Genomic DNA, 25,105 nt, shown 5'->3' with positions numbered 1-25,105 from the left:
ACTGATATTTTTATTTTATTGGTATTTGGTTTAAACTAGTCGTAAAATTTTTATTAAATTTTATCCAATAAAAGTTAGTATTAATAAACCCACCACAATCATTTAATCTTTCAAAGTAAAAATTTGTTTGAATACCTGAATAATTCGAGTTATTAATATTTTCGGCTAAAGAAGTACTATACTTATCAAGTAATTGTATGAAAAACATTCCGGTATCGTACCCAAGCATCCCATATTTCGGATAATTATTAATTAAATCTTTGGAATACCAATATCGATAATTACTATAAAAAGATTTGACATTTTGAGAAACAGGGTCAGCATAGAAAATACTATAGAAGGTAATATTTAGATAGAAAAAACTTCTAGCGTGTTTTACACTATAAATTTGCCAGGTCGGATATCCAAAAAAAGAAATAGAAAAATAAGTGTTTATATTTCTTACTGTTTTTAAGAGAGAAATTAATTTTAATAAAGTGTCTTCTCTATCATCGGAAAGAACTAGTACATTATCTTTATTATTATCTAATTTCGATATCAATTCAGATCGAGTTAGATTTACATCTTCAATAACTTTGTAGGTTATTTTTTTTATTTCCAAATCTTTTTGAATAATATTCACGAAATCCATCTTATTACCTAAAAAATTTGGAGAATAAAAGATAATATTAGCATCTCTATATTTAGAACAAAAAGCAGTAGACACTTTAGTATAAAGATACGATTGAGGTGTATTAATTTGATAGATATTATGATGAAACAATGGTTCATCACTTTTGGAAGTAAAAGGAATGACATAAGGTATATTGTATTTGTCACTAAAATTAGAAATAAGTTTAATTTGTTTTTTTGTCAACCCTCCAATAATTAAATTTACATTTTGTACACAAGGATTATTAAATATGTTCTGTAATAAATTTAGTTCTGAACTAATATCAAAAATTTGTAACTCAACTGAAATCCCTTTTGCCTTAATATCTCTTAATGCAATTAATAAACCTTCGTAATACTCTAACATGCGTTTGCATGTAGTACTTTTATGTGTTTTATCTTTTAATCCGAAAGGCAATAATAAAGCAACCTTAATCGTATCTTTTTTTTTAGATACGTTAGTATAATTGTCTATAGCAATATTTTCCTTATTATATGGAATACAGATAACTTTTCCGATGGTGAATGTTTTAATAGATAATTCTGGGTTGACTCTTAAAATATCTTCTTTTTTTATTTGATATTTTTTTAAAATTGAATACAGAGTTTCATTTTGATGAATAGTATGATAAAAAAATGAATTCATTTTTTTTAGAATTTTTAATTGACTCCCTACTTTAATACTTATTTCACTCCCAGGATTTAAATAATAAATATCCTTTATAGAAACACCATACATTTTAGAAATGGAATGAATCGTCTCTCCTTGTTTAACAGTATGTTGAAAATAGTCTGTTTTTTTTGTAAAAAACACAGAGTTTGCACAAAACGATTGGTCAGATTTTACATTGTAAAAAAGAAATACAAACAATAAAAGAGTAAAAATTCTTTTCAATATAGACATAAGCACTATTCTCTTTTTTTAAGTATTTGTACGAAGTATAACCATACCTTACCGTAATCTAAGATAATTTTCTAAAATTATTATATTAAAAATATATCATCTATTTCATGATTGAAAATTCATCGATACTTATTTTTTTGTTTGACAAAACAAATTGATAGGTATTAAAACTATTTGCAATAAAATTGGTAACATTAGTGTCTAATACTTAAAAAGTCTAATAATTTATCATTTTGGATGATAGAAATAAACTCCACAAAAAAATTAGGAACTAATAAATGAACTTCGATAGCTGTATTTTAATACAGACTAAAATTTCACTTTCTGATTAAATCCTTTAGAACACAACATTATCTATCAGTTATTTTAATAGATAATTTAGATACAATCTGTTACAAACAATTATTGTATTTGCTTTTTAAATTTGAAACAAAAATTCAGGCTAATGGAGGGAATAATAAACTATGTCATTGTAATATATACTTCGATTTTGAAAAAAACATAATATTGACTGTTTGTAACCGATTAATTTTAGAAATTTTACTTTAGTCCAAATTGAAATAAATAGATAATTCTTCTTATTGAAAAAAATTAGAAGTAATAATTATTTTCCTTTTCATGTTTTCATTTTTACTCAAGGATAGAATCGCTATCTGACTTTCTACTAAATATAGAAAGTACTCATTTTTTATATTTAGTAGAAAAATATACTCTGCCAAATATTTTCCAAGTTCAAATCTATTAAAAAATGAATAACCTTGATGTATTATTAGTCTTTCATAATCTTAGGATTTTTCTCGGAAAAAATATTTTCGAAGAAAATATTTTAAACTTTAGACAATGACAAAGACCCTTAATTATAAAATTGTTTCATTTAAATGGAAAGACTCCAATTATAATACTAAGTTTAATGTATTTAAGAACATTAGAGTGAACATTAGATAAAGCCATTTCAATTTTACTAGATTCCTCCCACAACTTCATCCCAAAAAATATAAGTATTAATCAGTAATGTTATAGTTTACAAATGGTTAATATTGATACAATTGTATCCGATTATCTTTAACTGTTATCATTAGATAAATGTTTGTAATTATGAACATTTATGTTATACTTTTTGATCCGTAACCCCATAACTCTTTCACTAATTCCTAATTGGAAAGCAGATTTGGTTATACTACCTTTGCTAGCTATTAATGTATCTATAATCATTTGCTTTTCTACTTTACCTAATACAAAATCTAAACGTCCCACTCTCATCGTATCGGATGAAACACTTGTTTGTAAAGAAGGAGGTAAATTATAAGAATGAATTACATCATCAGTAGTTAAAATCATTGCTCGTTCTATAACATTTTCTAACTCACGAACATTACCTGGCCAAGAATATATCATCAACATATCTAACGCACCACTTGTAATACGTTTGATATTTGTTTGATTTCGTTTATTAATTTTTCGGATAAAATAGTCTGTAAGAATAGTTATATCAGATCTTCGTTCACGAAGTGCAGGAACATAAATTGGAAAAACATGAATACGATAATACAAATCTTCTCGGAATACATTATTCTGTAGCATTTTTTCCAAATTACGATTGGTTGCAGTAATAATACGAACATCTGTTTGAATAGTTTGAGTTCCACCAATACGTTCAAATTGTTTTTGTTGCAATACACGTAATAGTTTTACTTGAATAGAAGAAGGAATATCTGCTATTTCGTCAAGAAAAATAGTACCTCCATTTGCCAATTCAAATCGTCCAATACGTTGCTTATCAGCCCCAGTAAAAGCTCCTTTTTCGTGTCCGAATAATTCATTTTCAATTAAATTTTCGGGTAAAGCTGAACAATTCACTCTTAAAAAAGGTTTTTTAATACGAGTTGATGCACTATGAATAGCTTCGGCTATTAATTCTTTTCCAACTCCACTTTCACCACGAATTATTACAGTACTATTAGTCGGTGCTACTCGATCAACAAGTTCATATAGTTCTCTCATCAAAGCAGAGTTACCAGCCATATTATCAGGACGAAAAGGTTTTTCAAACGATTGTAATCGTTGTTTTTTTTGACTCAATTCGTCTAATTTTCCAATATGTTGATGACGTACAGAGATATGTTTGCCAATAAGAGATCCAACAATTGTTAGGAACTTTATTTCGTAAGAAAAATCTATTTTCCCATCGTTTGTTTTATGTATAGAAAGTGTTCCTATCATTTCACTTTTATTAATAACAGGAATACATAAAAAAGCTATTGGTTTGTCTTTAGTAACAACACCTGCTTTATTGAGAAAAATACTATCTTTTGCAATATCAAAAACAATCGCTGGCTCTCTTGTCACTGCTACTCGGCCAATAATACCCTCGCCTGTTTGATAAGTTGCCTTCATCTTTTCTTTGATGGTCAAACCATAAGAAACACTCGTCATCAGCATACCAGAAAGATTGTCATGCAAAGTAATCATACCTACCGAAGCCTTTAAAAAACTACAAAGATTTTTTAAAAGCTTTTCTAGAACATCCTTAGGATATCCATTTTCGTTTAATAACCCACTTGTATCAGATAGAAACGTCAAATCAGCTTCAGTACAGTATTTTTTTTCTCTCCTATCACAAATCATACGCAAACTACTATAAAAATCTACTAAGTTACAAACTTAATTAAAATACATTTTTTAAGTATAAATCTACAACTTCTTCAGGTGATAAACTTCTCTTAAGAACATTAGCTATACTCTTTATTTTTTTTATAAGTAACGGTATCTTACTTTCTTCTATTTCTATACTTTGTTTTTTTAATAAATTAATGATTGCTCCCTTACCAGAATGTTTTCCAAATAAAATAGAATAACTCTCTCGTCCGATAATATTTCCGTCGAAAGGCTGAAATGTTAATATATTTGATAGAACAGCTCGAGTATGTACTCCAGATTCATGACTTACTGCAAATCGTCCAGAGATAGCTTTTCCATCCAATAAAGGACGTCCAGAGATAGTTGATACGTATCGACATAAATTAAATAAAGCAGAGAGATTATATTTTGTTTCTCCATTTATTTGCCTTAAAGCCATTAAAATTTCTTCTAAAGCAGCATTTCCTGCTCGTTCACCTAATCCATTAACAGTTACAGATAAAGAATCTGCACCAATTTGATATGCAGTAAGAGCATTTGCAGTAGCCATACCAAAATCATTATGTGCATGAAAGTCTATATTTATATTAGGTTTTTCTTTTTTAATAGTTTGAACAATTTTAATTGTTTGAATAGGAGTTAAAATTCCGATAGTATCGGCAAACCGTATTCGAAAAATACCATAATTCTCTGACATATCAATAAATTGGAACATACGTTTTGTTGGACACCTTGAAGCGTCCTGTATCCCTACGCTCACTTGTTTAAATAATCTTTTGGCATATTCTATTATTTCACTAAATGTATCTTCTACCCAATTGTAAGTTTTATTCATAGCTTGTAGCTGAATATTGGACAAAGGGAAAGCAATATGTATCCCTGTTGCTCCAAGAGTACTTGCTTGTTCTATATCTTTTTTTATTGCTCTACTCCAAACAGAGATAATCGGTCTTAAATTTAAATGTACAATGTCTTGTATGATATCACACTCATCCTCCCCCATTGCGGATGTACCAACTTCTATTTCATCTATCCCTATTTCACTGAGCATTTGTGCTAAACGAATTTTTTCCTTTGGTAGAAAAACAACATTAGGAGCTTGTTCTCCATCCCTAAGAGTAGAGTCTATTAAATAAATAGAATGGTTCATAAGGTTCATAAATTACTATTGATTAACAATCAACTGTTGTGAATAAAAATAGTCTAGGTTTGCTTGTGATACTAAGTTAGATAGCAGTATGAATAAACAGTACACAATACATTACTAATATACTAAAGATCATTTCACTTATAATTTTTCTTAGAAAGATATAAGTGAAAATCATTAAATAAAATTATATTTGATTCTTTTTTTCTTTGTTAGTTAAAAGCTTTGTTTCAAAACATATCATTATTAATTTTACTTTCCAATAAATAACAGAATAAAAAAATAACAGATAATCAAAATTTCTTTTAAAATAAAAGGTAAAGGCACAATTTATATTCATTTTAAGATATACTTAGTTTGGTTAAATATTCATGATTAAACTTAAATGACTCTTTAGTGAATAAAGAGTGTAGAATTAGATATTCTACTCAAGAGCATAAATTTTTCCAATTTAGAAAGATTAGAATAATTTATCTGAATTATTTTTTTTCTGTTTTATACTATCAAATAAGTAGTACTGCTAGTATAGAAATTAATAGTGAGTTTCTTGCACTATAAAATTATTTATAGTATTGAATAGAGTATTCGTTTTCTTGTGCTTTTATAGTCTATGTAAAAAATTAGAAATAACACTATAAAAAAATAATCAATGCTGTTAATGAGGAATAAAATAAAAACATAATGATAAACGTAGAAGATTACTGTTAGTTACACAAATGAAATGATAAATATAATCATTATAAAGTCAGTATTAAAATGAATTGTTGCTCTAATTTTATTAGAACCAAATATAAAAATCTCTAATATTAATAGTGATACTTGTAAAGAAAGTAATCTTTCATTATCTCAATCTTCTAAGAAATATTACAGTACAAAGCTATCATCAAAATGGAATTCACTTTGATGTAATATTTCTTAGAATAAGTACAAGAGTGATTACAATTAATACTCAATTTATTTATTGACATGAAATATTCATATTACAATCCAAGTTGCATTTTTTCCCTATGTTTAGAAGTAAAAATATTTGGTTAAAACTACTATTTATTTCCAATATTATTATTTATACTTACAGTATTCACTCGGGGAATCTTTAGATAGGAAGTTCGAAATTGAAAAAAAGGAATATATTCCAAAGAAATCTTTAAAAGATAATAAAAGAGAGATTATCAGCGATGTTTTTATCTAGAATCATCTATATATTAAGGCTATTCTACTTCCTAGTAAAGAGATTTTAGGATGTAATCGTCGTGTCATTTTAAATCTGTGTCTAAATAATTTTACAAGAATAGTTTTTTATAAAGTCAAATTATTTAATAAATAGAAATAAAGTTTTATAGCTTTTTCTATTTCTGATAGATAAATAAACTCGTCTGCTGTGTGCGAACGAGAGGATTTTCCTGGGCCAATTTTCAAAGATGGAAAATTCATCAAAGCCTGGTCAGAAAGTGTGAGACTTCCAAATGGGGTTAACCCAAAACTTTTAGCTCTTTTTATTAATGGGTGATCGAGCGATATTTGTGATGAGTTTAATCTAAAAGAACGAGCTTTGATTTCGCATAGACAAGTACGATCTATTTTTTCAAAAAGTTGTTTATTAGTGTAGTATTCATTACTTCTTATGTCCACAGTAAATCGACAAATATCTGGAATAATATTGTGTTGTACTCCAGCTTGAATCATTGTTACAGTAGTTTTTACATTTCCAAGCCAATCGCTTTTTAAAGGGAATTGCAAATTTTGAAGCCAATTTATTATAGGAATTGTTTTATAAATAGCATTTATACCTTCGTTTCTTGCAGCATGTCCAGATTCGCCATAAACTGCTCCATCTAAAACCATTAAACCTCGTTCTGCAACTGCAGGTTGCATTTCTGTAGGTTCTCCTACAACTGCCAATGTAATTGGTGGAAGCTCTGACAAAACAGATTCGATACCTTCTGTTCCAGAAATTTCTTCTTCACAAGAAGCTAAAAAAATAAAATTGTTTGGTTGCCAACGAGACGTAAGTATGAAGAAAGACTGGAGTAAAGTCACTAATGAAGCTCCTGCATCATTACTTCCCAACCCATATAATTTTTTGTTTTCTTCCGAAGGAGAGAAAGGATTTCTAGTCCAACTGTGTACTGGCTTTACTGTGTCAATATGAGAATTAAGTAGAATTGTAGGCTTCATATCATCCCATTTATCGGACAGTAACCAAATATTATTTTTCTTTCTTTTAGGATAAAAATTTTCTTTTATCAAAAAAGATTCTAACCAGTTTGATACTTCTGTTTCTTCTCGACTAAAGGAAGGGATGGATATTAATTTTTTCAGTAAATTCAACGCTTTTTTAGTAAGAAGAAACATGTAACCCGAAATAAATTTACTACTAACTGACTTGATATCAGTTTACAATTTTTTCTAAGTATCAATACAGAGAAATCATACTAAAAAGAAAAAACAACCAATTTTTGAGAATTGTCTTGTCTTTTTAAGTTTTGAGTAGTATTTTGTAGAGAGAATTTTTAGCTTTTTTGTTGTGCTTCATTTGCATGAGCCTCTATATATGCAACGGCATCCCCCACTGTTTTTATAACAGTAGACTCGTCGTTCGGAATAGGATTCATATTAAATTCTTTTTCTAAATCCATAATCAGTTCTACAGTATCCAGCGAATCAGCTCCTAAGCTATTTGCGAAGTCAGCTTCAGGTGTAACTTCCGATTTTTCCACATTCAACTTTTCTGAAATGAGTTCTACAACTCGTTCTGAGATTTGAGACATACATTTTTTTGATTTAAATTTAACTTCAATTTTGAATTTTTAATAGCTTTTTTAGAAAAAACAAAGAACACTGTAAAGGTATGATATTTTTTTTTTTTACCAAAATTTTCTCTTTTTATTTAATCAAACTTCAGTGGAATTTATCTAGTTGTGACAGGGTTCTTCCGATAATAGAGTTAAAAATTGCTTTCAGAATAACAAAAATTGAAACTTATTTCAATTTAAAATCTGTGGTTCAAATTTAATTAGAGATTAAATGAAAAAATTACTAAAATTTTGTACGTTTGTAATCCTATGTCAATGAAATATTTTATGTTGAATAATGGATTTAAACTTCCTCAAGTTACCCGAAATATTTTAACTATTAATGTATTTGTTTGGATAACTTGTAGTTTATCCAAACTCTTTGGAATAAGACTGGTTGATATTTTTGGGTTACATTATGTTCAATCAAGAGGATTTTTTCTTTATCAATTGATTACTTATATGTTTGTCCATGAAACATTTTCGCATTTATTTTTTAACATGTTCGCCTTGTTTATGTTTGGTGGAACTATAGAAATAGTTTGGGGACGGAGACGTTTTTTTACCTATTATGTTGTTACTGGTATTGGAGCAGGATTAGTTCAGCTAGTAGTATTTTATATAAAAATTCATTTGGGCTTAGAATTGGGTTCTCAGGAATTATTATACATATATGATTTTATTCCTGTAACTATTGGAGCTTCTGGTGCTATTTTTGGTTTATTGTTAGCTTTTGGTATGCTTTTCCCAGAAACTTCTCTCTATATGATGTTTATTCCTATTCCGATTAAAGCAAAGTATTTTGTTTTAGGATATGGAATACTCGAATTCTTTTGTGGAGTATCTAATTGTTCAGATGATAATGTAGCTCATTTTGCTCATTTAGGAGGGATGTTGTTTGGAATTTTTATGATTCTTTATTGGAAAAGGAAAAGTTAATATTTTTAGAGATTAAGTAAAAAATAGTAGCTGGTGGATACTATTAATAAAATTTTTATAATGAAATGTTCAAATTTGTTACTTATGTGAGTTTGTTTTTTTTGATTATTTCCTCTTTTTCAGATAGAATATCTCCTCTCACTTTTTCTTATATCGCTTATTTTGGATTGTTTTTTCCATTCATTTTTATTCTTAATATTTTGTTTCTTTTTTTTTGGTTGATATTTAAAAAATGGAAACAAACATTTGTTATTTTAGTCGTATTTATAATCTGTAGAGAAGCCATCTATACTTATTTTCCTATTCACAATACAACTAAAAGTATCCCTGAAGGATGTATTCATATACTAACTTATAATGTAATGCATTTTTGGAATTGTGAAGAGAATACGAAAGAAAATTCTAATTCAATACTACGATATGTAGTTAACCAAAATCCAGACATTATTTGTTTTCAAGAGTTTAACCCAGGGAATAAACTTAAATTATTTGCTATACGGAATGCTTTAAGAGCAACACCTTATTATTTTTTTCTTCCATGTGGAGTAGCTTTGTTTTCTAAATATCCGATTTTATCTGCAAAAAAAGTCCCTTTTAAAAGTTTATACAATGGGGCATTGATTACAGAATTAGATATAAATGGGAGGAAGGTTACTATTTTAAATTGCCATTTAGAGTCGAATAAAATTTCGGAAAGTGAGAGAATGGATTTTTATAATTTGATTAAATTACCTCGTGTTCAGAAATTAAAAACATTTGTGCATGTAATATTTCACAGGTTAACTCCAGCGTTTAAGATACGAGCTGAACAAAGCTCTATTATTGCAAAAATGATTAGAAAAAATAAAAATCCTTATGTTATAGTCTGTGGAGACTTTAATGACACACCTATTTCTTCCACTTATCGTAAAATAAGAGGAAACTTAGAAGATGCTTTTGTAGAAAGTGGTTATGGAATGGGGGTTAGTTTTAATTCAAGTTATTTTCTTTTTAGAATAGATTATATTTTTCATAGTAAAAATATGAGAGCTTACCATGCAATGGTTGGAAAATTGAAAAAATCAGACCATTATCCTGTGCAGACTTATTTACAATTTATGGATTATTGACTGTTCATATCCTTTTGAAATAATTGAGAATTTTTGATTATAAATTCAATATCTTCTATGGGAAACCCTCTTTGATAGGCGAAACGTGTGAGTTTTTGGTTTATTTCATAGTCAGTGTTACCTTTTATTGTTTTTCGTTTATTCTCCAGCAGTTTTTTTAATTGTTCACGAATTTCTTGAAGATTTATTCGGGAAAGTGCTTGTTGGATTAAATTTTGAGAGATTTTTTTTTGCTCTAATTCATATTTAATTTTATGAATTCCTTGAAAATTGTTACGTCGAATTTTTCTGTTGATGAAAATTTGACAATAACGCTCTTCATTTAAAAAATTTTCTTTTTTCAATCTTTGAATAATTTTTTCTTGTTTATTGAGAGGAATTTTCCATCGATACATTTGTTTACGAATATCAGAAATACATCGCTCAGTATAGCCACAATATTTCTCTAATTGTTCTAGTATATGTTCGTTATTGATTATTTTCATTATAAAATGCAAAGATGAAATTTTCTATGAAAATTTATAAGTCATAATAGAATATTTTATTGATTTTTTATAAAACTGATAAAAATTACAAATTTTATAATTAAAAAAATGACAAGATAACGAGAGAAGAAAATAAATTTAACTTCTGTATTATAATACTTCATAAAAAAGCGAAATTGTTTTAATAAACAATTGAGAAGATTGTTTTATTAATAAGAAATCTCCAGTTCAATTCTTTTTTTTGAAAAGCCAGTTAGCTCATAAAAAAATAATGTATTTTTGTCCAAAAATGAACGCTTATTTCAGTTTGGGATAATTAAGAGGTTAGTTTTTTTGAAAAAAGCTAGCTTAAAAAATGTTTAATCTGTATATTTGATTTACTGAGATTATACGACTATATTACTTAATTTCTCGAATTAAGTTCATGCCCATTAAAATAGCATGTTGATTCATAGGTAGGAATTTGTGATTGCGTTCAGGAAGAGATTTCTTAAGACTATCTATAATACTTTCTATTTTTACTATTTGAGTTATTTTAAGTACTCCTCCTAGTACAATCATATTGAATATTTTTGTGCTCTCTTCTTTAAGAGCTGCATTTGTAGCGTCTATTTCGAATAGATGAATATCCCTGCGTGTGGGTAATTTCGTAATTCTATATCTATCATAGATAAGTATTCCACCAATTTTTACAGTCTGTTCAAATTTTTCCAAAGAAAGCTGATTTAATATAATAGCAATATTGTACTCATTTACAACTGGTGAGGATATTCGTTCTTCGCTCAATATGACTGTTACATTGGCAGTACCCCCTCGTTGTTCTGGTCCATAAGATGGGAACCATGTTACTTCTTTTCCCTCCAAAATTCCGGCATAAGCTAATATTTTCCCCATAGAGAGTACACCTTGTCCTCCAAATCCAGCTATAATTATTTCGTGCTGCATATAATTTATTTATCTTTTAAAATACCTAATGGATATATGGGTAGCATATTTTTTATCATCCACTTATTAGCTTGAATAGGAGACATTCTCCAACCTGATACACAAATGGAGATAAATTCTATGACCGATGTTCCTTTTCCATCCATTGCATTTTTAAATGCCTTGTAAAGTGTTTTTTGAGATTTTTTAATAGTTTTTGCTGAAAAAACAGCTTCACGACTTACTAAACAAGTTCCTTTCATTTGAGCTAACAATTCCGTTATTTGTAATGGATAACCGTTTAAAGCTGCATCTCTCCCATACGGGCAAGTAGTTGTTGACATTTTAAGTAAAGTGGTAGGAGCCATTTGTCCTCCTGTCATGCCATAAATAGCATTATTGATAAAAATGATAACAATATTTTCTCCCCGATTGCAAGCATGAATAGTTTCTGCAGTTCCGATAGCTGCCAAGTCACCATCTCCTTGATAAGTAAAAACCATCTTATCAGGGTTTAACCTCTTAACTGCAGTCGCTGTAGCAGGAGCGCGTCCATGTGCAGCACTTATCCAGTCAATGTCTATATAATTATAAATAAAGACACCACAGCCCACTGGAGCTATGCCAATAGTTTGCTCTTCCAATCCCGTTTTATCAATTACTTCCGCTGTCAATTTATGTATTATACCATGACAACATCCCGGACAGTAATGCATTGTGTTATTATTCATTAAACGAGGTTTAGTATAGACCAAATTTTCTAGTTTTACTATATCATCCATTAATTTTGTCTTTTCAATTCTTGTAATATTTCTTGTGGCGTAGGAACAATACCCCCCAAACGTCCATAATATTTAACTAGTACTTGACATTCTACAGCTAATTTGATATCCTCAATCATTTGCCCAGCGTTTAGTTCTATAACTAGAATATTTTTTACTTTTTTTTTATAAAAATTTAATTCTTTTATTGGAAAAGGGTATAAGGTAATCGGACGAAAAAGTCCTACTTTAATTCCCTCTTTCCGAGCCATCTCTACTGCTTTTTGACTAATTCGAGCAGCAGAACCGAAAGCTACAATCAAGTAATTAGCATCTTCGCAGAATAACTGTTCGTACAAAACTTCATTTTTTTCAATAGTCTTGTACTTTTTCTGAAGGTTGAGGTTTCGCTGCTCCATAAGAAATGAATTTAATTCTACAGAAGTAATAATATTGGGTTTTCGTGATTTAGGTTTACCTGAAACTGCCCAAGGGTATTCTTTTTTAATTTCTTCTTTAGTTTTTCTAGGATGTTGTGAAGGTAAAATCACCTTTTCCATCATTTGTCCAATTACGCCATCAGTGAGAATCATTGCAGGATTTTTATATTTAAATGCCAAATCGAACCCTAATATTACATGATCTGCCATTTCTTGGACAGAGGCTGGTGCTAAAACAATTATTCGATAATCACCATGTCCTCCTCCTTTTACTGTTTGGAAATAATCAGCCTGACTTGGTTGAATAGTGCCTAGTCCTGGTCCTCCACGCATCACATTTATGATTAACCCAGGCAATTCAGCACCTGCCATATAAGATATTCCTTCTTGTTTTAAACTAATTCCTGGGCTAGAAGATGAAGTCATTACTTTCTTCCCACAGGCTGCACCCCCATAAACCATATTAATGGATGCAATTTCACTTTCAGCCTGAAGAACAACCATTCCCGTAGTTTCCCATGGTTTTTCTTTCATCAACGTTTCCATTATTTCCGATTGAGGGGTGATGGGATAACCGAAATAGCCATCTACACCATAGCGAATGGCTGCGTAAGCGATCGCCTCATTACCTTTTAATAGTCTTATTTCTTCCATAACTTAAAAAGAATTACTCCGATTTCTCTCTTATAAGGTTTTTAGAAAAAAGTATCAACTGTGGATAAAAAATCCAAAATTTTTACCGAATTTTTTTATTCTATCAAAATCATTTTCTTGAGGTTTGAATTTTATGAAAAATATTTCTTCGAAAAGTTTCATTTTCATATTAGTAATGTTGTCACTTAGAATATGGGATGCTTCTCCACTCCATCCGTAAGAACCAAAGCAACTTGCTGGTTTATTCTTTTCACGAACTGGACTCATACATGCAAATATCTGGTATAATTGAGGCAACATATTTTGGTTTATAGTTGGAGAGCCCAATAGATACGCAGATGCTTTAGCTACTTTATCTGCTATTATGGAAGCATCCATTTTTTCAATATCGCAAAAATCTATTTCAATACCTTCTATTTCTTCTAATCCTTCTTTAATCTTTTCTGCAATAATTTTAGTAAATCCATATGCTGAAACAAAAGCAATTAACACGCGATTTTTAATCGGATAGTTATTGAGATATTTCAAGCATAATTGCTCTGTTTTTTCTAAAATTTGTTTCCAATAAGTTCTCAAAATAGGACCATGACCGGTACATATAGTTTTTATTGGAAGATTTTTTATTTTTTTAAGAGCTTTTAAAAAATAAGAACTGAATGGTTGCAGTATCGAATCAAAATAACATTGAAAAGCATCGTTATAATTTCCAACAAGGTCATCATACATTTCTTTATGGCAAAGATGAGCACCAAAAGAATCACATGTAAAAAGAATTTGTTCTTCTTGTAAATAAATGTAAGTACTGTCTGGCCAATGTAAATTGGGAGCATTGATTATGGTCAAATGTTGATTTCCTAAATCAATAATATCATTGTCTTTTACAATTCTTTGAGAAAAATTGTATCCTATCTGATATTTCAGAAATTGAAGCGTTACCGCAGATCCTATTACTTTGGCATTTGGACAAATTTGTAATAGTTTTTGTAAACTACCAGCATGATCTGGTTCTGTATGATTGATAATGATATATTCTATATCGAGAGGATTACATGCTTGCTGAATTTTAGCCTTATAAGCTTCCCAAAAAGTAACTTTAACTGTTTCTACAATAGCTTTTCTTTGTGCATTTATAAAATAAGAATTATAGGTTGTACCGTATTTCGTTTCCATAATAATATCAAAAGTTCTGATGTCATTATCTAATACTCCAATCCATTTAACAGAATCGCTTATTTTTAAAATTTTAGTATCCATAAATAATACTTTTTATCATTATATAGAGGAGAAGTACAGATAGTTGTTTTGACTTGCTAACTACATTTAACTCTATAAACAGTTATGCAATTGTCAGGACACACATATCCACAGCTTGCACAACCAATACACTCCTGTTTTATTATTTGAACGTAGTTATAACCTTTGTTATTGATTTTTTCCCCTAAAGCAAGTACTTTTAGTGGACACTCTACCACACAAAGACTACAACCCTTACATCGATCAGTATCTATCAAAACTTTTCCTCTCGTTTTTGCCATGAATTTATTATTGGATAAAATTTATCCATAGTTAAGATATTTGTTTTGCACTTTTTTTTAATTTTTTTTCTTTCTTTATAATTTTAATTGAGTGATTTTTAATTCTTTCGAAGAAATCGTTTACATCTAGGAATAAGGATTTTTTTTGCTAAAAAAATCTTCACATTTGTAAAAAAACATACCCCCTCTTTTATTTTGTCTAATCTATTGTAAAAATTGAACATAGGTATAAATCCTGTATAAGAAATATAATGACAAATATATGAAAATTGAGAATAAGAATTGATTTTTGGAATATGTAAATATTATTTTACTTTTGTGTGGATTGAAAGGCGAGGTAGCTCAGTAGGTCAGAGCGCATGATTCATAATCATGAGGTCGGGGGATCGTGTCCCCCTCTCGCTACGTGTGTTTCTGTATATAGATACTTTCTTAGTTTTGACTAATAGTATAGGAGGTTTCATTGTAGATTTTTAGAAATTGTGTTAAGTCATGAAATATGAAAATACAATTTGTGCAATAGCGACTCCTCCTGGTCGAGGAGGAGTCGCTATGATAAGGATTTCAGGTAAGAAAGCTGTTGATATTGTAAGCAAAATTTTTATACCTAGAGTTAAGAATACTACCATTAAGAAGCAAATTACTAACACTTCAAATTATGGTACTTTATATAAAAAAGAAGGTGAGGTATTAGATAGAGTTATTATATTTGTATTTCGCTCTCCTTGCTCTTTTACAGGAGAAGATACAGTAGAAATAACATGTCATGGTTCGGTTTATATTCAACAGGAAATAATCAAGTTATTACTAAATAACGGTTGTCGTTTGGCTCATCCAGGTGAGTTTACTCAACGAGCTTTCTTAAATGGAAAAATTGATTTATCTCAAGCAGAAGCTATTGCTGATTTAATTTCTGCCTCTTCAGAGGCAGCTCATCGTTTAGCATTTAATCAAATGCGAGGTGGATTTAGTAAAGAATTAAAGGATCTTCGTTTTCAACTACTCAAATTTGCTTCTTTAATTGAATTAGAGCTAGATTTTGGAGAAGAAAATGTAAAATTTACGGATCATGTAAAATTACTAGATTTAGCTCTCTCTGTTAAGAATACTTTATTTCGTTTAGTTCAATCTTTTGACTTAGGGAATGCTATTAAAAATGGAATTCCAGTAGTAATTGTGGGTGGAACTAATGTTGGGAAATCTACTTTGCTTAATCATTTCTTAAAAGAAGAAAGAGCTATTGTATCTGCAATTCACGGTACAACGAGGGATATTATAGAGGATGTGGTGAATATTGGTGGTATCACTTTTCGATTTATAGATACAGCAGGTATTCGTAATACAAAAGATGAAATAGAAATGCTTGGGGTTGAAAGAACTTATCAGAAAATAAACAAAGCATTTGTTGTTATTTGGATTATTGACATCACAAATTTTAATAAAGAAACGAAATATATTACAGAACGTATTATTCCTTTAATAAAGGACAAAAAATTAATCATTGTATTCAATAAAATTGATAAACTAGATACTGATGAACAGTATATTTCGAAAGGAAAATTTTTACTACATGTTCCTGTAGAGCGCATTTATTTGTCTGCTAAATATAAAAAAAATGTAGATATTTTGGAAAAGACTTTGTTAAATGCTGTAAATCCTGATTTAAATTATGATAATGTGGTTGTAACTAATATAAGACATTATGAAGCGTTAAAATTGGCATTAAAAGCCATTCAAAGAGTTGAAGAAGGACTAAGAACGGATGTATCTTGTGACTTTATTTCACAAGATATCCATGAGTGTACACATTATCTCGGGGAAATTACTGGAGTAATTACAACAGATGAGATATTAGAAAATATATTTAGAAATTTCTGTATTGGAAAATAAACAACGTAATTCTTTATTTGAAATAACAAATTATAAGTGTAAGTTTTTAGTTTTTTTTAAAAAAATATTTTCATCTTTTTGCTGATTCTCTGAAAGATTTCATGAGATTAAAATATTAAACTTAGATGAGGGATCAATCTGAGAATATTTTATACATTTGTACAGTGATTTTTTTAAAAAAAAAATAGTATTTATAGACTGTATCTTACAGTTGCAACAATTAATTGGAAAATTAATTGATTAATCCGGTATTATAAAATTATTTTTAATAAATCTAATATTTGGATGCTTCGAAATTTAATCATTTTTTATTTTAATTAAATATCAACACTACTTGGAAAATAAATTTTCTTACAGCGATTATATCTTGCTTTATATTAGATATAAAGCAAGATTATTTATAAATTCTTTCTGTATATATGTACAACACAATACTTTAAAAAATTTGTCAAGAAATGCTGATTGCAATGATTTTCGACAAAAAAATACTTTGAAATATTTAAAACTCCAATTATAGTATTTCGATTTGTCGAGGTAGCAGGATTCGAACCTGCGACCCCCTGCTCCCAAAGCAGGTGCGCTAACCGGACTGCGCTACACCTCGTCCCAATTGATAATTGGAGCACAAAGGTAATTAATTTTTGTAAATCAGATTAAAATTTACGAAATTTTCAGTCTTTTGCTGCGATTTCGTATATTGCCCTGGCATCGTTCATATTTAATGAGAGAAAATTACCCAATTTTCCTTTTGTATTGATTTTTAAGGTATTTATTAATTTATCGACATCTGATTTTTTAGCTCCCAATTGTTTGAAGTTGACAGGCAATTTAATGGACGAAAAGAATTCTTTTAAAGTGTATATTCCTTTTAAGGCTATTTCCTTTTTACTACCAATTTCTTCAATATTCCATATTCGAATAGAAAATTGTACAAAACGATCTATCCCTGCAGTATAGACATACTGCATCCATGCAGGGAACATAACAGCAAGTCCTGCTCCGTGTGCTATGTTGTATAAGGCACTTAATTCATGTTCTAAAGCGTGAGTAGCCCAGTCTTCTTCTCGACCTACTCCACAAATTCCATTATGAGCAATTGTACTTGCCCACATAATATTAGCTCTAGCATCGTAATTTTCTGGGTTTTTGGTAAGAATTTTTGCTGAATGAATAATAGAAAGTAAAACAGCTTCACATATGCGATCCGTAATGTTAACGCCTTGTGTTTGGGTAAAATAACGTTCCATAACATGCGCCATCATATCAGCAATACCATAAGCTGTTTGACATGCAGGGAGTGTAAAGGTTAAAACTGGATCCATGATAGAGAACACCGGACGAAGCAAAGAGCTACCTATTCCTCGTTTCAACATTCCGTTTATTTTGGTAATAACCGTATTTGGTGACCCCTCACTTCCTGCAGCAGGAAGTGTTAGAACAGTGGCAACAGGCAATGCATGATTAATTGTTACCGTTTCTTCAAAAAAATCCCAAAAATCACCTACGTAACAGATACCAGCAGCAATTGCTTTAGCCGAGTCAATAACACTTCCTCCACCTATTGCCAAAATAAAGTCCACTTTTTCTTTACGGCTCAACTCTATCCCTTCATAAACTAATGTGTCTACTGGATTTGGTTGTACTCCTCCTAATTTGACATATTTAATAAATTCGTTTTGAAGGCTTTTTTCTATTTGAGTTAGTAACCCGCTTTCCTCAGCTGATTTACTTCCGTAATGAATTAAAATTTTGGAACCACCATATTGCTTAACTAATCGTGCTACTTCACAAACAGTATTTTTCCCAAATATAAATTCTGTCGGGCTACAAAATCTAAAATCGTTCATAATTTTTTATTATTATGTTGATGGAATGTTTTTTGTTTTTTTTAAAAAATAGATGCTGATTTTTTTTAAAAATAGATTCTCATTGTCAAGGTACTAAATAATTTAATTGATAGAAAAAGTATTGTATACAAATGTATACTGTATTTACCATATATATCAAATACGATTGTGTTTTGTTTATCTATTCTTATTAGGAATTTTATAATTTATAAACAACCATAGATTATGAAATGAATAAAAATTTGTGTATTACAATTCAAGGAACATGTTATAGATATCAGAAACTTTTACAGACACTTCGGGTTATATATCCGTGTCTGTTCCATTACAAATAAAGTGACGAATTCCACTTTTTATTTCGTTGAGTGAATTAACAATTAAAAGAGAAGAAAATGCTATACTTAATATTTTTTCTCTAAATGTTTTGGTATAGATTACTAGATTATTTGTTTTGTTTTTTTTCTAAAGTTAAAGGTTTATATCCTTTTTTGTTCATGTGAATTATTTCAAAAGCTCTTTCTGTAGAAATAGTAATTATATCAGTTGCACTGTTAGCATTGGTTGAATAATGCATTTGATTTTTAAACAGATCTGATTTAGTGCAGTAGTATATGTTAGATTGAGTTTCTAATGGAATTTCACGAGAAGGAAAACGTTTTTGAGCTTCTATGTAGGAAGTTACTTCGTAATTCAGACAACACCTTAGTTTAGTACATTGTCCAGATAATTTTTGTGTATTAACGGGGATATCTTGTAATTGTGCAACACCTGTGGAAACTGATGCAAAATTGCTCATCCATTTCGCACAACAGAGTTCTCTTCCACAAGAACCTATTCCGCCAATTTGACCAGCTTCTTGACGAACTCCAATTTGTCTCATTTCTATACGGACATGAAAAGCCGAAGCTAAATCTTTGATTAGTTGACGAAAATCTATCCGTTCTTCAGCTATATAATAAAAAGTAGCTTTACTTCCATCACCTTGATATTCTACATAACTAATTTTCATCTGTAATTCCAAACGTTTTGCAAGCTCTCTGGAACGAATTGTTGTTAAATATTCTTTGGTCTTTACTTCTTTAAATTTTTCGATGTCAATAAGTTTGGCTTTCCTGGAAATTTTTTTTATTTCAGCATTCGGTCGAAAACGTTTTTTTATTTGCAATAAGACTAATTGCCCAATTAAGGTAACAATTCCAATATCATTTCCTGGAATAGATTCTACAACAACTAAATCTCCTTTTTTTAATTTTAACTTTTTGTTATTAAGGTAATATCCTTTTCTCGCATTTTTAAATTGAACTTCTATATAATTAGTATTTTGTTGATGTTCTGGAATGTCGCACAAGTAGTCATATGTATTAAGTTTGTTACATTGCTTTTCACAACAACCTTTTGCTGTAATGCAACATTGCCCACTATATAAACAATATTCCATAATTGTTAATTTGTTGGTTATTTTTTTAATAATTTTATTATTTTCATTAATAAATCGAAGAAAACCATGCGAGGATTAACATTGGATTCTATATGTTGTTCTGCCAAAGCGAATTCTCTCATAAAGTCAATGATATTTGTTTCCCTTATATAGGGGTGAAATTTGATTGCAAATTCACCTTCTTCATGGTTCATGTAGTTTATTTTAAATTCATGTAAGCGATAGAGAAAATTTTCTCTTATCATTTGTTGAGCATATATTAAGATTTTTTTCTGCTGATATTGACTCATTCTAGCAAAATTATCCGCTTCTGTTTTTATATTCAAAACATTTTTTTTCCATGCATTGCGCATAATTCTAGTAAACAGATTCAAATAAAATTTATCTTCTTTTACGGAAGATATAATCTGTATTGCATCTCTATAATTTCCTTTTGCCAAACGTATAATTTTTTGAATATCTTGATTCGGAAAATTATATTTTTTTTGTAATGCTTGAAATAAGTCATGGTCAGCAATAGGCGGTATAGTCAAAGTTTGTGTCCTTGAACGAATAGTTGTAATTATTTTGTCTGGATTTTCAGATACTAGAAGAAAAATTGTCTTTTCAGGAGGTTCTTCTAGCAATTTTAGTAACCTATTGGCTGTTACCTCATGCATTTTTTCCGGTAACCAAATAATCACAGCTTTATAATTTGCTTCATAACTTTTAAAGTTTAATTTGTGTATGATTTTATCACTTTCTCTTGCATAAATTAGACCTTGAGTATTATTATGTTCTCCAATACTTTCAATCCAAGAAGTAAAATCTGCATAAGGCATCGTTAGTAGAAATTTTTTCCATTCAGGGAGAAAATCATCACAAAAAACTTCTTTTTTACCTTCTTTTCTTTTTCTATTGACAATAGGAAAAAGAAAATGTAAATCTGGATGGATAAGTTTATCAATTTTTTGGCAGCTTAGGCAATTCCCGCATGCATCTTCTTCTTGAGGATTAGTGCAATACAGATAACGAACATATGCTAACGCTAAAATTAGCGTTCCTACTCCTTGATTTCCAGTAATTAACTGTGCATGGGGAATAAAACCATCTTTTATTGATTGAATTAACCGATGTTTAATTATTGTTTGTCCAACAACATTTTTAAAAAACATTAATACATTTATTAATTAATACACTTCTTTTATTATTTTTTGCACACTATCGGTAGCCATAAAAGTATAAAAATGCAAATTTGGAACATTCGCATTAATTAGCTCTTTGCATTGATGAATACTCCATTCAATACCTACTTGTTGGATTTCTTCATTGGTTTTACACTTCCTCAATTCGTTTACTAGTATCTCAGGGAGATCTATGTGAAATATTTTTGGCAAAACGGTTAGTTGTTCAAGGAAAACAATAGGTTTAATTCCTGGAATTATGGGAATAGTAATTCCTTCTTTCCGGCAAAGAGATGTAAATTCGAAATATTTTTGATTATCAAAAAACATTTGAGTAACAGTATACTTGGCTCCTAAATCAATTTTCTGTTTTAAAAAAGCTATATCTGATTCCATATTGGGAGCTTCTTCGTGTTTTTCTGGGTAACAAGCTACACCAAAAGAGAAAGGTGTTTTTGGTTTTTCAAAAGGATTACCTAATAAATCAGTTCCTTGATTAAAATTATTTACCTGTTTAATTAATTCAGTTGTATGCTCATGACTTTTACTCGAAAAAAAATTATCTTTTTCCAATTTGTTGGTATCTCCTCGTAATAGTAATAAATCAGTTACACCAAGATACTGTAAATCAATCAAAGTGTATTCTGTTTCTTCTTTTGTAAAACCTTTACAGATGATATGAGGAATAGCAGGAATATGATATTTATTTTGTATAGAGGCAGCTATAGCCACTGTTCCAGGACGTTTACGAACACTGATTTTTGTAAGTGTTCCATCATTATTTTCTTTGAAAACATTTTCACTATGATGCGTAGTAATATTGATATATTTCGGAACAAATTCGCGTAACTTATTTATAATGGCGCACACTTTAGAAAAATTATTACCTTTTGGTGGAGGTAAAATTTCAAAGGAAAATGTTATTTTGGAATTATTATTTAGTAAATCAATGATGCTCATAAATGAGTTTTTACATTTCTCACAAAGATAATAATAAAATCACACTTGAAACATTACCTTTGTTATACAAAACATTTTTATTCATATATTGGAGAAGTGGAACGAAAAAGAATACACTTTAAGATATGAAGATATAGTAATTATGAGAAATATCAATTGGACAGAGTTGTCTTTTGGTTATGTGAAAGCTGATTACAATGTAAGGTCATATTATTGTGAAGGGAAATGGAGTTCTTTGGAAATCACAGATTCAGAACAAATACCTATCCATATAGCAGCTACTTGTTTGCATTATGGACAAGAAATTTTTGAAGGATTAAAAGCATTTAGAGGTAAGGATAGAAAAATTAGAATTTTCCGTATGCGTGAAAATGCTTTGCGCATGCAGTCTTCCGCACAAGGTATTTTAATGCCAGAAATTCCAATTGATATGTTTGAGGAGGCAATAATAACCGTGATAAATAAGAATAAGCGCTTTGTTCCACCTTATAGAAGTGGAGCTTCTCTATATATTCGTCCATTATTGATTGGAATGTCGGCACAAGTAGGTGTAAAAGCAGCAAGTGAATACCTTTTTGTGGTATTTGTAACACCTGTAGGTCCTTATTTCAAGGAAGGATTTAAGACTACTTCAGTTGGTATTTTTAGAGAATACGATCGTGCCGCTCCTCTTGGAACAGGTGCTTATAAAGTGGGAGGAAATTATGCTGCTAGTTTAGTAGCAGGAGAAATTGCTTATGAAAAAGGTTATTCCGCTGTATTGTATTTGGACGCTAAAGAAAAAAAATACATTGATGAATGTGGACCTGCTAATTTTTTTGGAATAAAAAATAGTACATATATTACTCCTAAATCAAATTCTATTTTGCCTTCTATTACAAATAAAAGCTTGATGCAACTTGCTGATTCTATTAATGTGAAGGTTGAAAGAAGGCAAATATCAATTGAAGAATTAATAACATTAGAAGAAGCTGGAATGTGTGGTACAGCTGCTGTCATTAGTCCTATTTCAAGAATAGATGATATTGATAAAAATCAATCATATATCTTTTCCAAAGATGGAAAACCTGGACCTATTAGTATAGAATTATATAACAAATTGAAAGCTATTCAATATGGAGATGAAAAAGACGAATTTGGTTGGATAACAGTAGTCGAAGAATGAATTATATGAATTAATAAAATATTGATTTGATTAAGAATCAATATTTTATGTTTACAGACTGTGATTATCTTGTTTTTAACAAAATTCAAAGAGGGATGGAAATACTTACAAAAGTCTATATAAACGATAAGAATTGTATAATTGTTTTGTTGCTTATTTGTTTAAAAATCAATAGAGATTGATGAAAAAAATCTCAAATAGTCTGAATGCAATCAATTGATTGTAAAAGTAAGCATTGCAAAAATAACTGAAGTTGCTTTGGCAACTTGTTCCGCTGGTTAATTTAATATGACAAAGTAATTAATTATCCTGGTGTTGGGGGAACTAAAGACTAAAATATTAATTAGTATCAAAAAACTACAGTAATGAAAGCAACTCAAGAAATGGGGACAAAAGTTCCCTATAAAATATTTTCTGGAACAAATTCTCGTTATCTAGCGGAAAAAATTTGTAAAAAATTAAATTGTCCTCTTGGACAAATGAATATTGAGTGTTTTGCTGATGGTGAATTTGCTATTTCCTATGAAGAATCCATTCGTGGATTTCATGTATTTCTTATCCAATCTACTTTTCCAGATGCAGATAATTTAATGGAATTGCTTTTGATGATTGATGCAGCTAAAAGAGCATCGGCAAAATCCATTGTAGCTGTCGTTCCTTATTTTGGTTGGGCACGACAAGACAGGAAAGACAAGCCACGTGTTGCTATTGGAGCTAAATTAGTTGCAGATTTGTTAGGTGTAGCTGGAATTAATCGATTGATTACAATGGATTTGCATGCTGACCAAATACAGGGTTTTTTCAACGTACCGGTAGATCATTTATATGCTTCTACTATATTGACAGATGAAATTAAAGCGTGGAATTTGTTAAATCCGACTATTGCTACTCCTGATGTTGGTGGAACAAAAAGGGCTAATTCTTATGCTAAGCATCTCGATATACCAATGGTTATTTGTTATAAATTGCGTAAAAAAGCTAATGAAGTATCAGATATGAAGATTATTGGGGATGTAGAAGGAATGGATGTTATCTTAATAGATGATATGGTGGATACTGCTGGGACTATCACCAAAGCTGCTGACTTAATGATGGAAGAAGGTGCGAGTTCTGTTAGAGCCATTGCTTCACATCCGGTAATGTCGGAACCTGCTTCTGTTCGTATTGATAATTCTGCTTTAACAAGTATCACTTTTACTGATACTATCCCCTATTCCCAAAAAAGTGAAAAAATAAAAATCATTTCTATATCTGAACTATTTGCTACTGCTATTATTCGTGTTTGTAACAATGCTTCTATTAGTTCTCTTTACTTGTTACTGTGAATAATATAAATAAAACAATGAATATATTTTTGGATTGAGATTACCAATATTTTAGAATTTTTGTTTGTATTTGCAAAGTATTGAAATATTTTCGATATTTTATTTCTCATTCAATGAATATAGGATTATCTATTTAGATTTGGATAAGGATGTATAGAGAATACGTAATTTGTTATAGTAAATTCATAAAAGCGGTAATTTCCTAGATTTTATTGATATAAATAAATAAAAAATCACCCTTATTTGATTCTAATTAAGGATATAAGAGTATGTAGAGACTAAACCAATAAATAGACTGCAGTTTTCGTTTTAGAATGGATAAGAGAGTACAGTAAAAAT

General features: G+C 29.6%; 19 protein-coding genes, 2 tRNA genes and 1 pseudogene. 6 read left to right on the top strand and 16 right to left on the bottom strand.

The genetic code is table 11. The features are described from left to right. Positions 1 to 10 precede the first annotated feature (10 nt). From ACZ5QM_RS00490 to ACZ5QM_RS00470, 5 genes are all read right to left on the bottom strand, one after another. Complete coding sequence (locus ACZ5QM_RS00490) at positions 11 to 1,555, bottom strand: PBP1 and LysM peptidoglycan-binding domain-containing protein (RefSeq protein ID WP_464182895.1); 1,545 nt, start codon at positions 1,553 to 1,555, stop codon at positions 11 to 13. Positions 1,556 to 2,617: 1,062 nt separating this feature from the next. Beyond that, complete coding sequence (locus ACZ5QM_RS00485) at positions 2,618 to 4,180, bottom strand: sigma-54-dependent Fis family transcriptional regulator (RefSeq protein WP_464182894.1); 1,563 nt, start codon at positions 4,178 to 4,180, stop codon at positions 2,618 to 2,620. 40 nt (positions 4,181 to 4,220) lie between these two features. Then, on the bottom strand, positions 4,221 to 5,342 hold the full coding sequence (locus ACZ5QM_RS00480) for a homocitrate synthase/isopropylmalate synthase family protein (protein WP_464182893.1): 1,122 nt from the start codon (positions 5,340 to 5,342) through the stop codon (positions 4,221 to 4,223). A gap of 1,293 nt (positions 5,343 to 6,635) precedes the next feature. Continuing rightward, positions 6,636 to 7,691, bottom strand: a complete 1,056-nt coding sequence (locus ACZ5QM_RS00475; RefSeq protein WP_464182891.1) for a M20 family metallo-hydrolase — start codon at positions 7,689 to 7,691, stop codon at positions 6,636 to 6,638. A 158-nt stretch (positions 7,692 to 7,849) separates the two neighbouring features. Continuing rightward, positions 7,850 to 8,107 carry an acyl carrier protein gene (locus ACZ5QM_RS00470; protein WP_464182889.1) on the bottom strand — a complete coding sequence of 86 codons (258 nt, stop codon included), beginning with the start codon at positions 8,105 to 8,107 and terminating at the stop codon, positions 7,850 to 7,852. A 300-nt stretch (positions 8,108 to 8,407) separates the two neighbouring features. Between ACZ5QM_RS00470 and ACZ5QM_RS00465 the strand changes: the two genes are divergently transcribed. Together ACZ5QM_RS00465 and ACZ5QM_RS00460 are read left to right on the top strand one after the other, a co-directional pair. Then, the gene (locus ACZ5QM_RS00465; RefSeq protein WP_464182888.1) at positions 8,408 to 9,070 is read left to right on the top strand and encodes a rhomboid family intramembrane serine protease; all 663 of its coding nucleotides are present in this window, start codon (positions 8,408 to 8,410) and stop codon (positions 9,068 to 9,070) included. Positions 9,071 to 9,135: 65 nt separating this feature from the next. Then, on the top strand, positions 9,136 to 10,179 hold the full coding sequence (locus ACZ5QM_RS00460; protein WP_464182886.1) for an endonuclease/exonuclease/phosphatase family protein: 1,044 nt from the start codon (positions 9,136 to 9,138) through the stop codon (positions 10,177 to 10,179). Here the strand turns inward: ACZ5QM_RS00460 and ACZ5QM_RS00455 are convergent. The 6 genes from ACZ5QM_RS00455 to ACZ5QM_RS00430 all read right to left on the bottom strand — a co-directional run bounded on the left by ACZ5QM_RS00455 (position 10,173) and on the right by ACZ5QM_RS00430 (position 14,978). Next, positions 10,173 to 10,664, bottom strand: coding sequence for a regulatory protein RecX (locus ACZ5QM_RS00455; RefSeq protein WP_464182885.1), 492 nt, complete (start codon positions 10,662 to 10,664; stop codon positions 10,173 to 10,175). The two genes, ACZ5QM_RS00460 and ACZ5QM_RS00455, sit on opposite strands and share 7 nt — an antisense overlap. A gap of 399 nt (positions 10,665 to 11,063) precedes the next feature. Beyond that, positions 11,064 to 11,609 (bottom strand): 2-oxoacid:acceptor oxidoreductase family protein, encoded by a 546-nt coding sequence (locus ACZ5QM_RS00450; protein ID WP_464182884.1) that lies wholly within the window; start codon positions 11,607 to 11,609, stop codon positions 11,064 to 11,066. 5 nt (positions 11,610 to 11,614) lie between these two features. Next, a complete protein-coding gene (locus tag ACZ5QM_RS00445; protein ID WP_464182883.1) occupies positions 11,615 to 12,370 on the bottom strand; it encodes a thiamine pyrophosphate-dependent enzyme in 756 nt (251 codons plus the stop codon). Then, a complete protein-coding gene (locus ACZ5QM_RS00440) occupies positions 12,370 to 13,443 on the bottom strand; it encodes a 3-methyl-2-oxobutanoate dehydrogenase subunit VorB (protein ID WP_464182882.1) in 1,074 nt (357 codons plus the stop codon). Before ACZ5QM_RS00440 ends, ACZ5QM_RS00445 begins: the two co-directional genes overlap by 1 nt. Positions 13,444 to 13,497: 54 nt before the next feature. Further along, positions 13,498 to 14,697: an FprA family A-type flavoprotein gene (locus tag ACZ5QM_RS00435; protein WP_464182881.1), complete on the bottom strand. Its 1,200-nt coding sequence runs from the start codon at positions 14,695 to 14,697 to the stop codon at positions 13,498 to 13,500. Between the two features lie 56 nt (positions 14,698 to 14,753). Beyond that, positions 14,754 to 14,978: a 4Fe-4S dicluster domain-containing protein gene (locus tag ACZ5QM_RS00430; RefSeq protein ID WP_464182880.1), complete on the bottom strand. Its 225-nt coding sequence runs from the start codon at positions 14,976 to 14,978 to the stop codon at positions 14,754 to 14,756. Between the two features lie 331 nt (positions 14,979 to 15,309). Here ACZ5QM_RS00430 and ACZ5QM_RS00425 point away from each other — a divergent pair. Then, positions 15,310 to 15,383, top strand: a tRNA-Met gene (locus ACZ5QM_RS00425). Positions 15,384 to 15,470: 87 nt separating this feature from the next. Then, positions 15,471 to 16,868 (top strand): tRNA uridine-5-carboxymethylaminomethyl(34) synthesis GTPase MnmE, encoded by a 1,398-nt coding sequence (gene mnmE, locus ACZ5QM_RS00420; RefSeq protein ID WP_464203017.1) that lies wholly within the window; start codon positions 15,471 to 15,473, stop codon positions 16,866 to 16,868. Positions 16,869 to 17,397: 529 nt separating this feature from the next. Here the strand turns inward: mnmE and ACZ5QM_RS00415 are convergent. The 5 genes and pseudogenes from ACZ5QM_RS00415 to ACZ5QM_RS00395 form a co-directional block, all read right to left on the bottom strand. After that, positions 17,398 to 17,472 (bottom strand) — tRNA-Pro (locus ACZ5QM_RS00415). Positions 17,473 to 17,539: 67 nt separating this feature from the next. Beyond that, positions 17,540 to 18,715: an iron-containing alcohol dehydrogenase gene (locus ACZ5QM_RS00410; RefSeq protein ID WP_464182876.1), complete on the bottom strand. Its 1,176-nt coding sequence runs from the start codon at positions 18,713 to 18,715 to the stop codon at positions 17,540 to 17,542. A gap of 460 nt (positions 18,716 to 19,175) precedes the next feature. After that, positions 19,176 to 20,153: pseudogene (locus tag ACZ5QM_RS00405) on the bottom strand (PSP1 domain-containing protein); the annotation flags it as partial. 17 nt (positions 20,154 to 20,170) lie between these two features. Continuing rightward, entirely contained in the window at positions 20,171 to 21,307 is a 1,137-nt protein-coding gene (locus ACZ5QM_RS00400) for a DNA polymerase III subunit (protein ID WP_464182875.1), read from the bottom strand. A 15-nt stretch (positions 21,308 to 21,322) separates the two neighbouring features. Next, positions 21,323 to 22,276: a methylenetetrahydrofolate reductase gene (locus ACZ5QM_RS00395; protein WP_464182874.1), complete on the bottom strand. Its 954-nt coding sequence runs from the start codon at positions 22,274 to 22,276 to the stop codon at positions 21,323 to 21,325. Between the two features lie 142 nt (positions 22,277 to 22,418). Between ACZ5QM_RS00395 and ACZ5QM_RS00390 the strand changes: the two genes are divergently transcribed. Both ACZ5QM_RS00390 and ACZ5QM_RS00385 read left to right on the top strand, forming a co-directional pair. Next, a complete protein-coding gene (locus ACZ5QM_RS00390; RefSeq protein WP_464183342.1) occupies positions 22,419 to 23,441 on the top strand; it encodes a branched-chain amino acid aminotransferase in 1,023 nt (340 codons plus the stop codon). A 383-nt stretch (positions 23,442 to 23,824) separates the two neighbouring features. After that, positions 23,825 to 24,766, top strand: a complete 942-nt coding sequence (locus ACZ5QM_RS00385) for a ribose-phosphate pyrophosphokinase (protein WP_464183341.1) — start codon at positions 23,825 to 23,827, stop codon at positions 24,764 to 24,766. The last annotated feature ends 339 nt before the right edge of the window (positions 24,767 to 25,105 follow it).

Source organism: Azobacteroides sp. (SeqCode), from assembly GCF_055395615.1.
The sequence above is the reverse complement of the archived record's forward strand: the minus strand, read 5'-3'. Positions and strand labels throughout refer to the sequence as shown.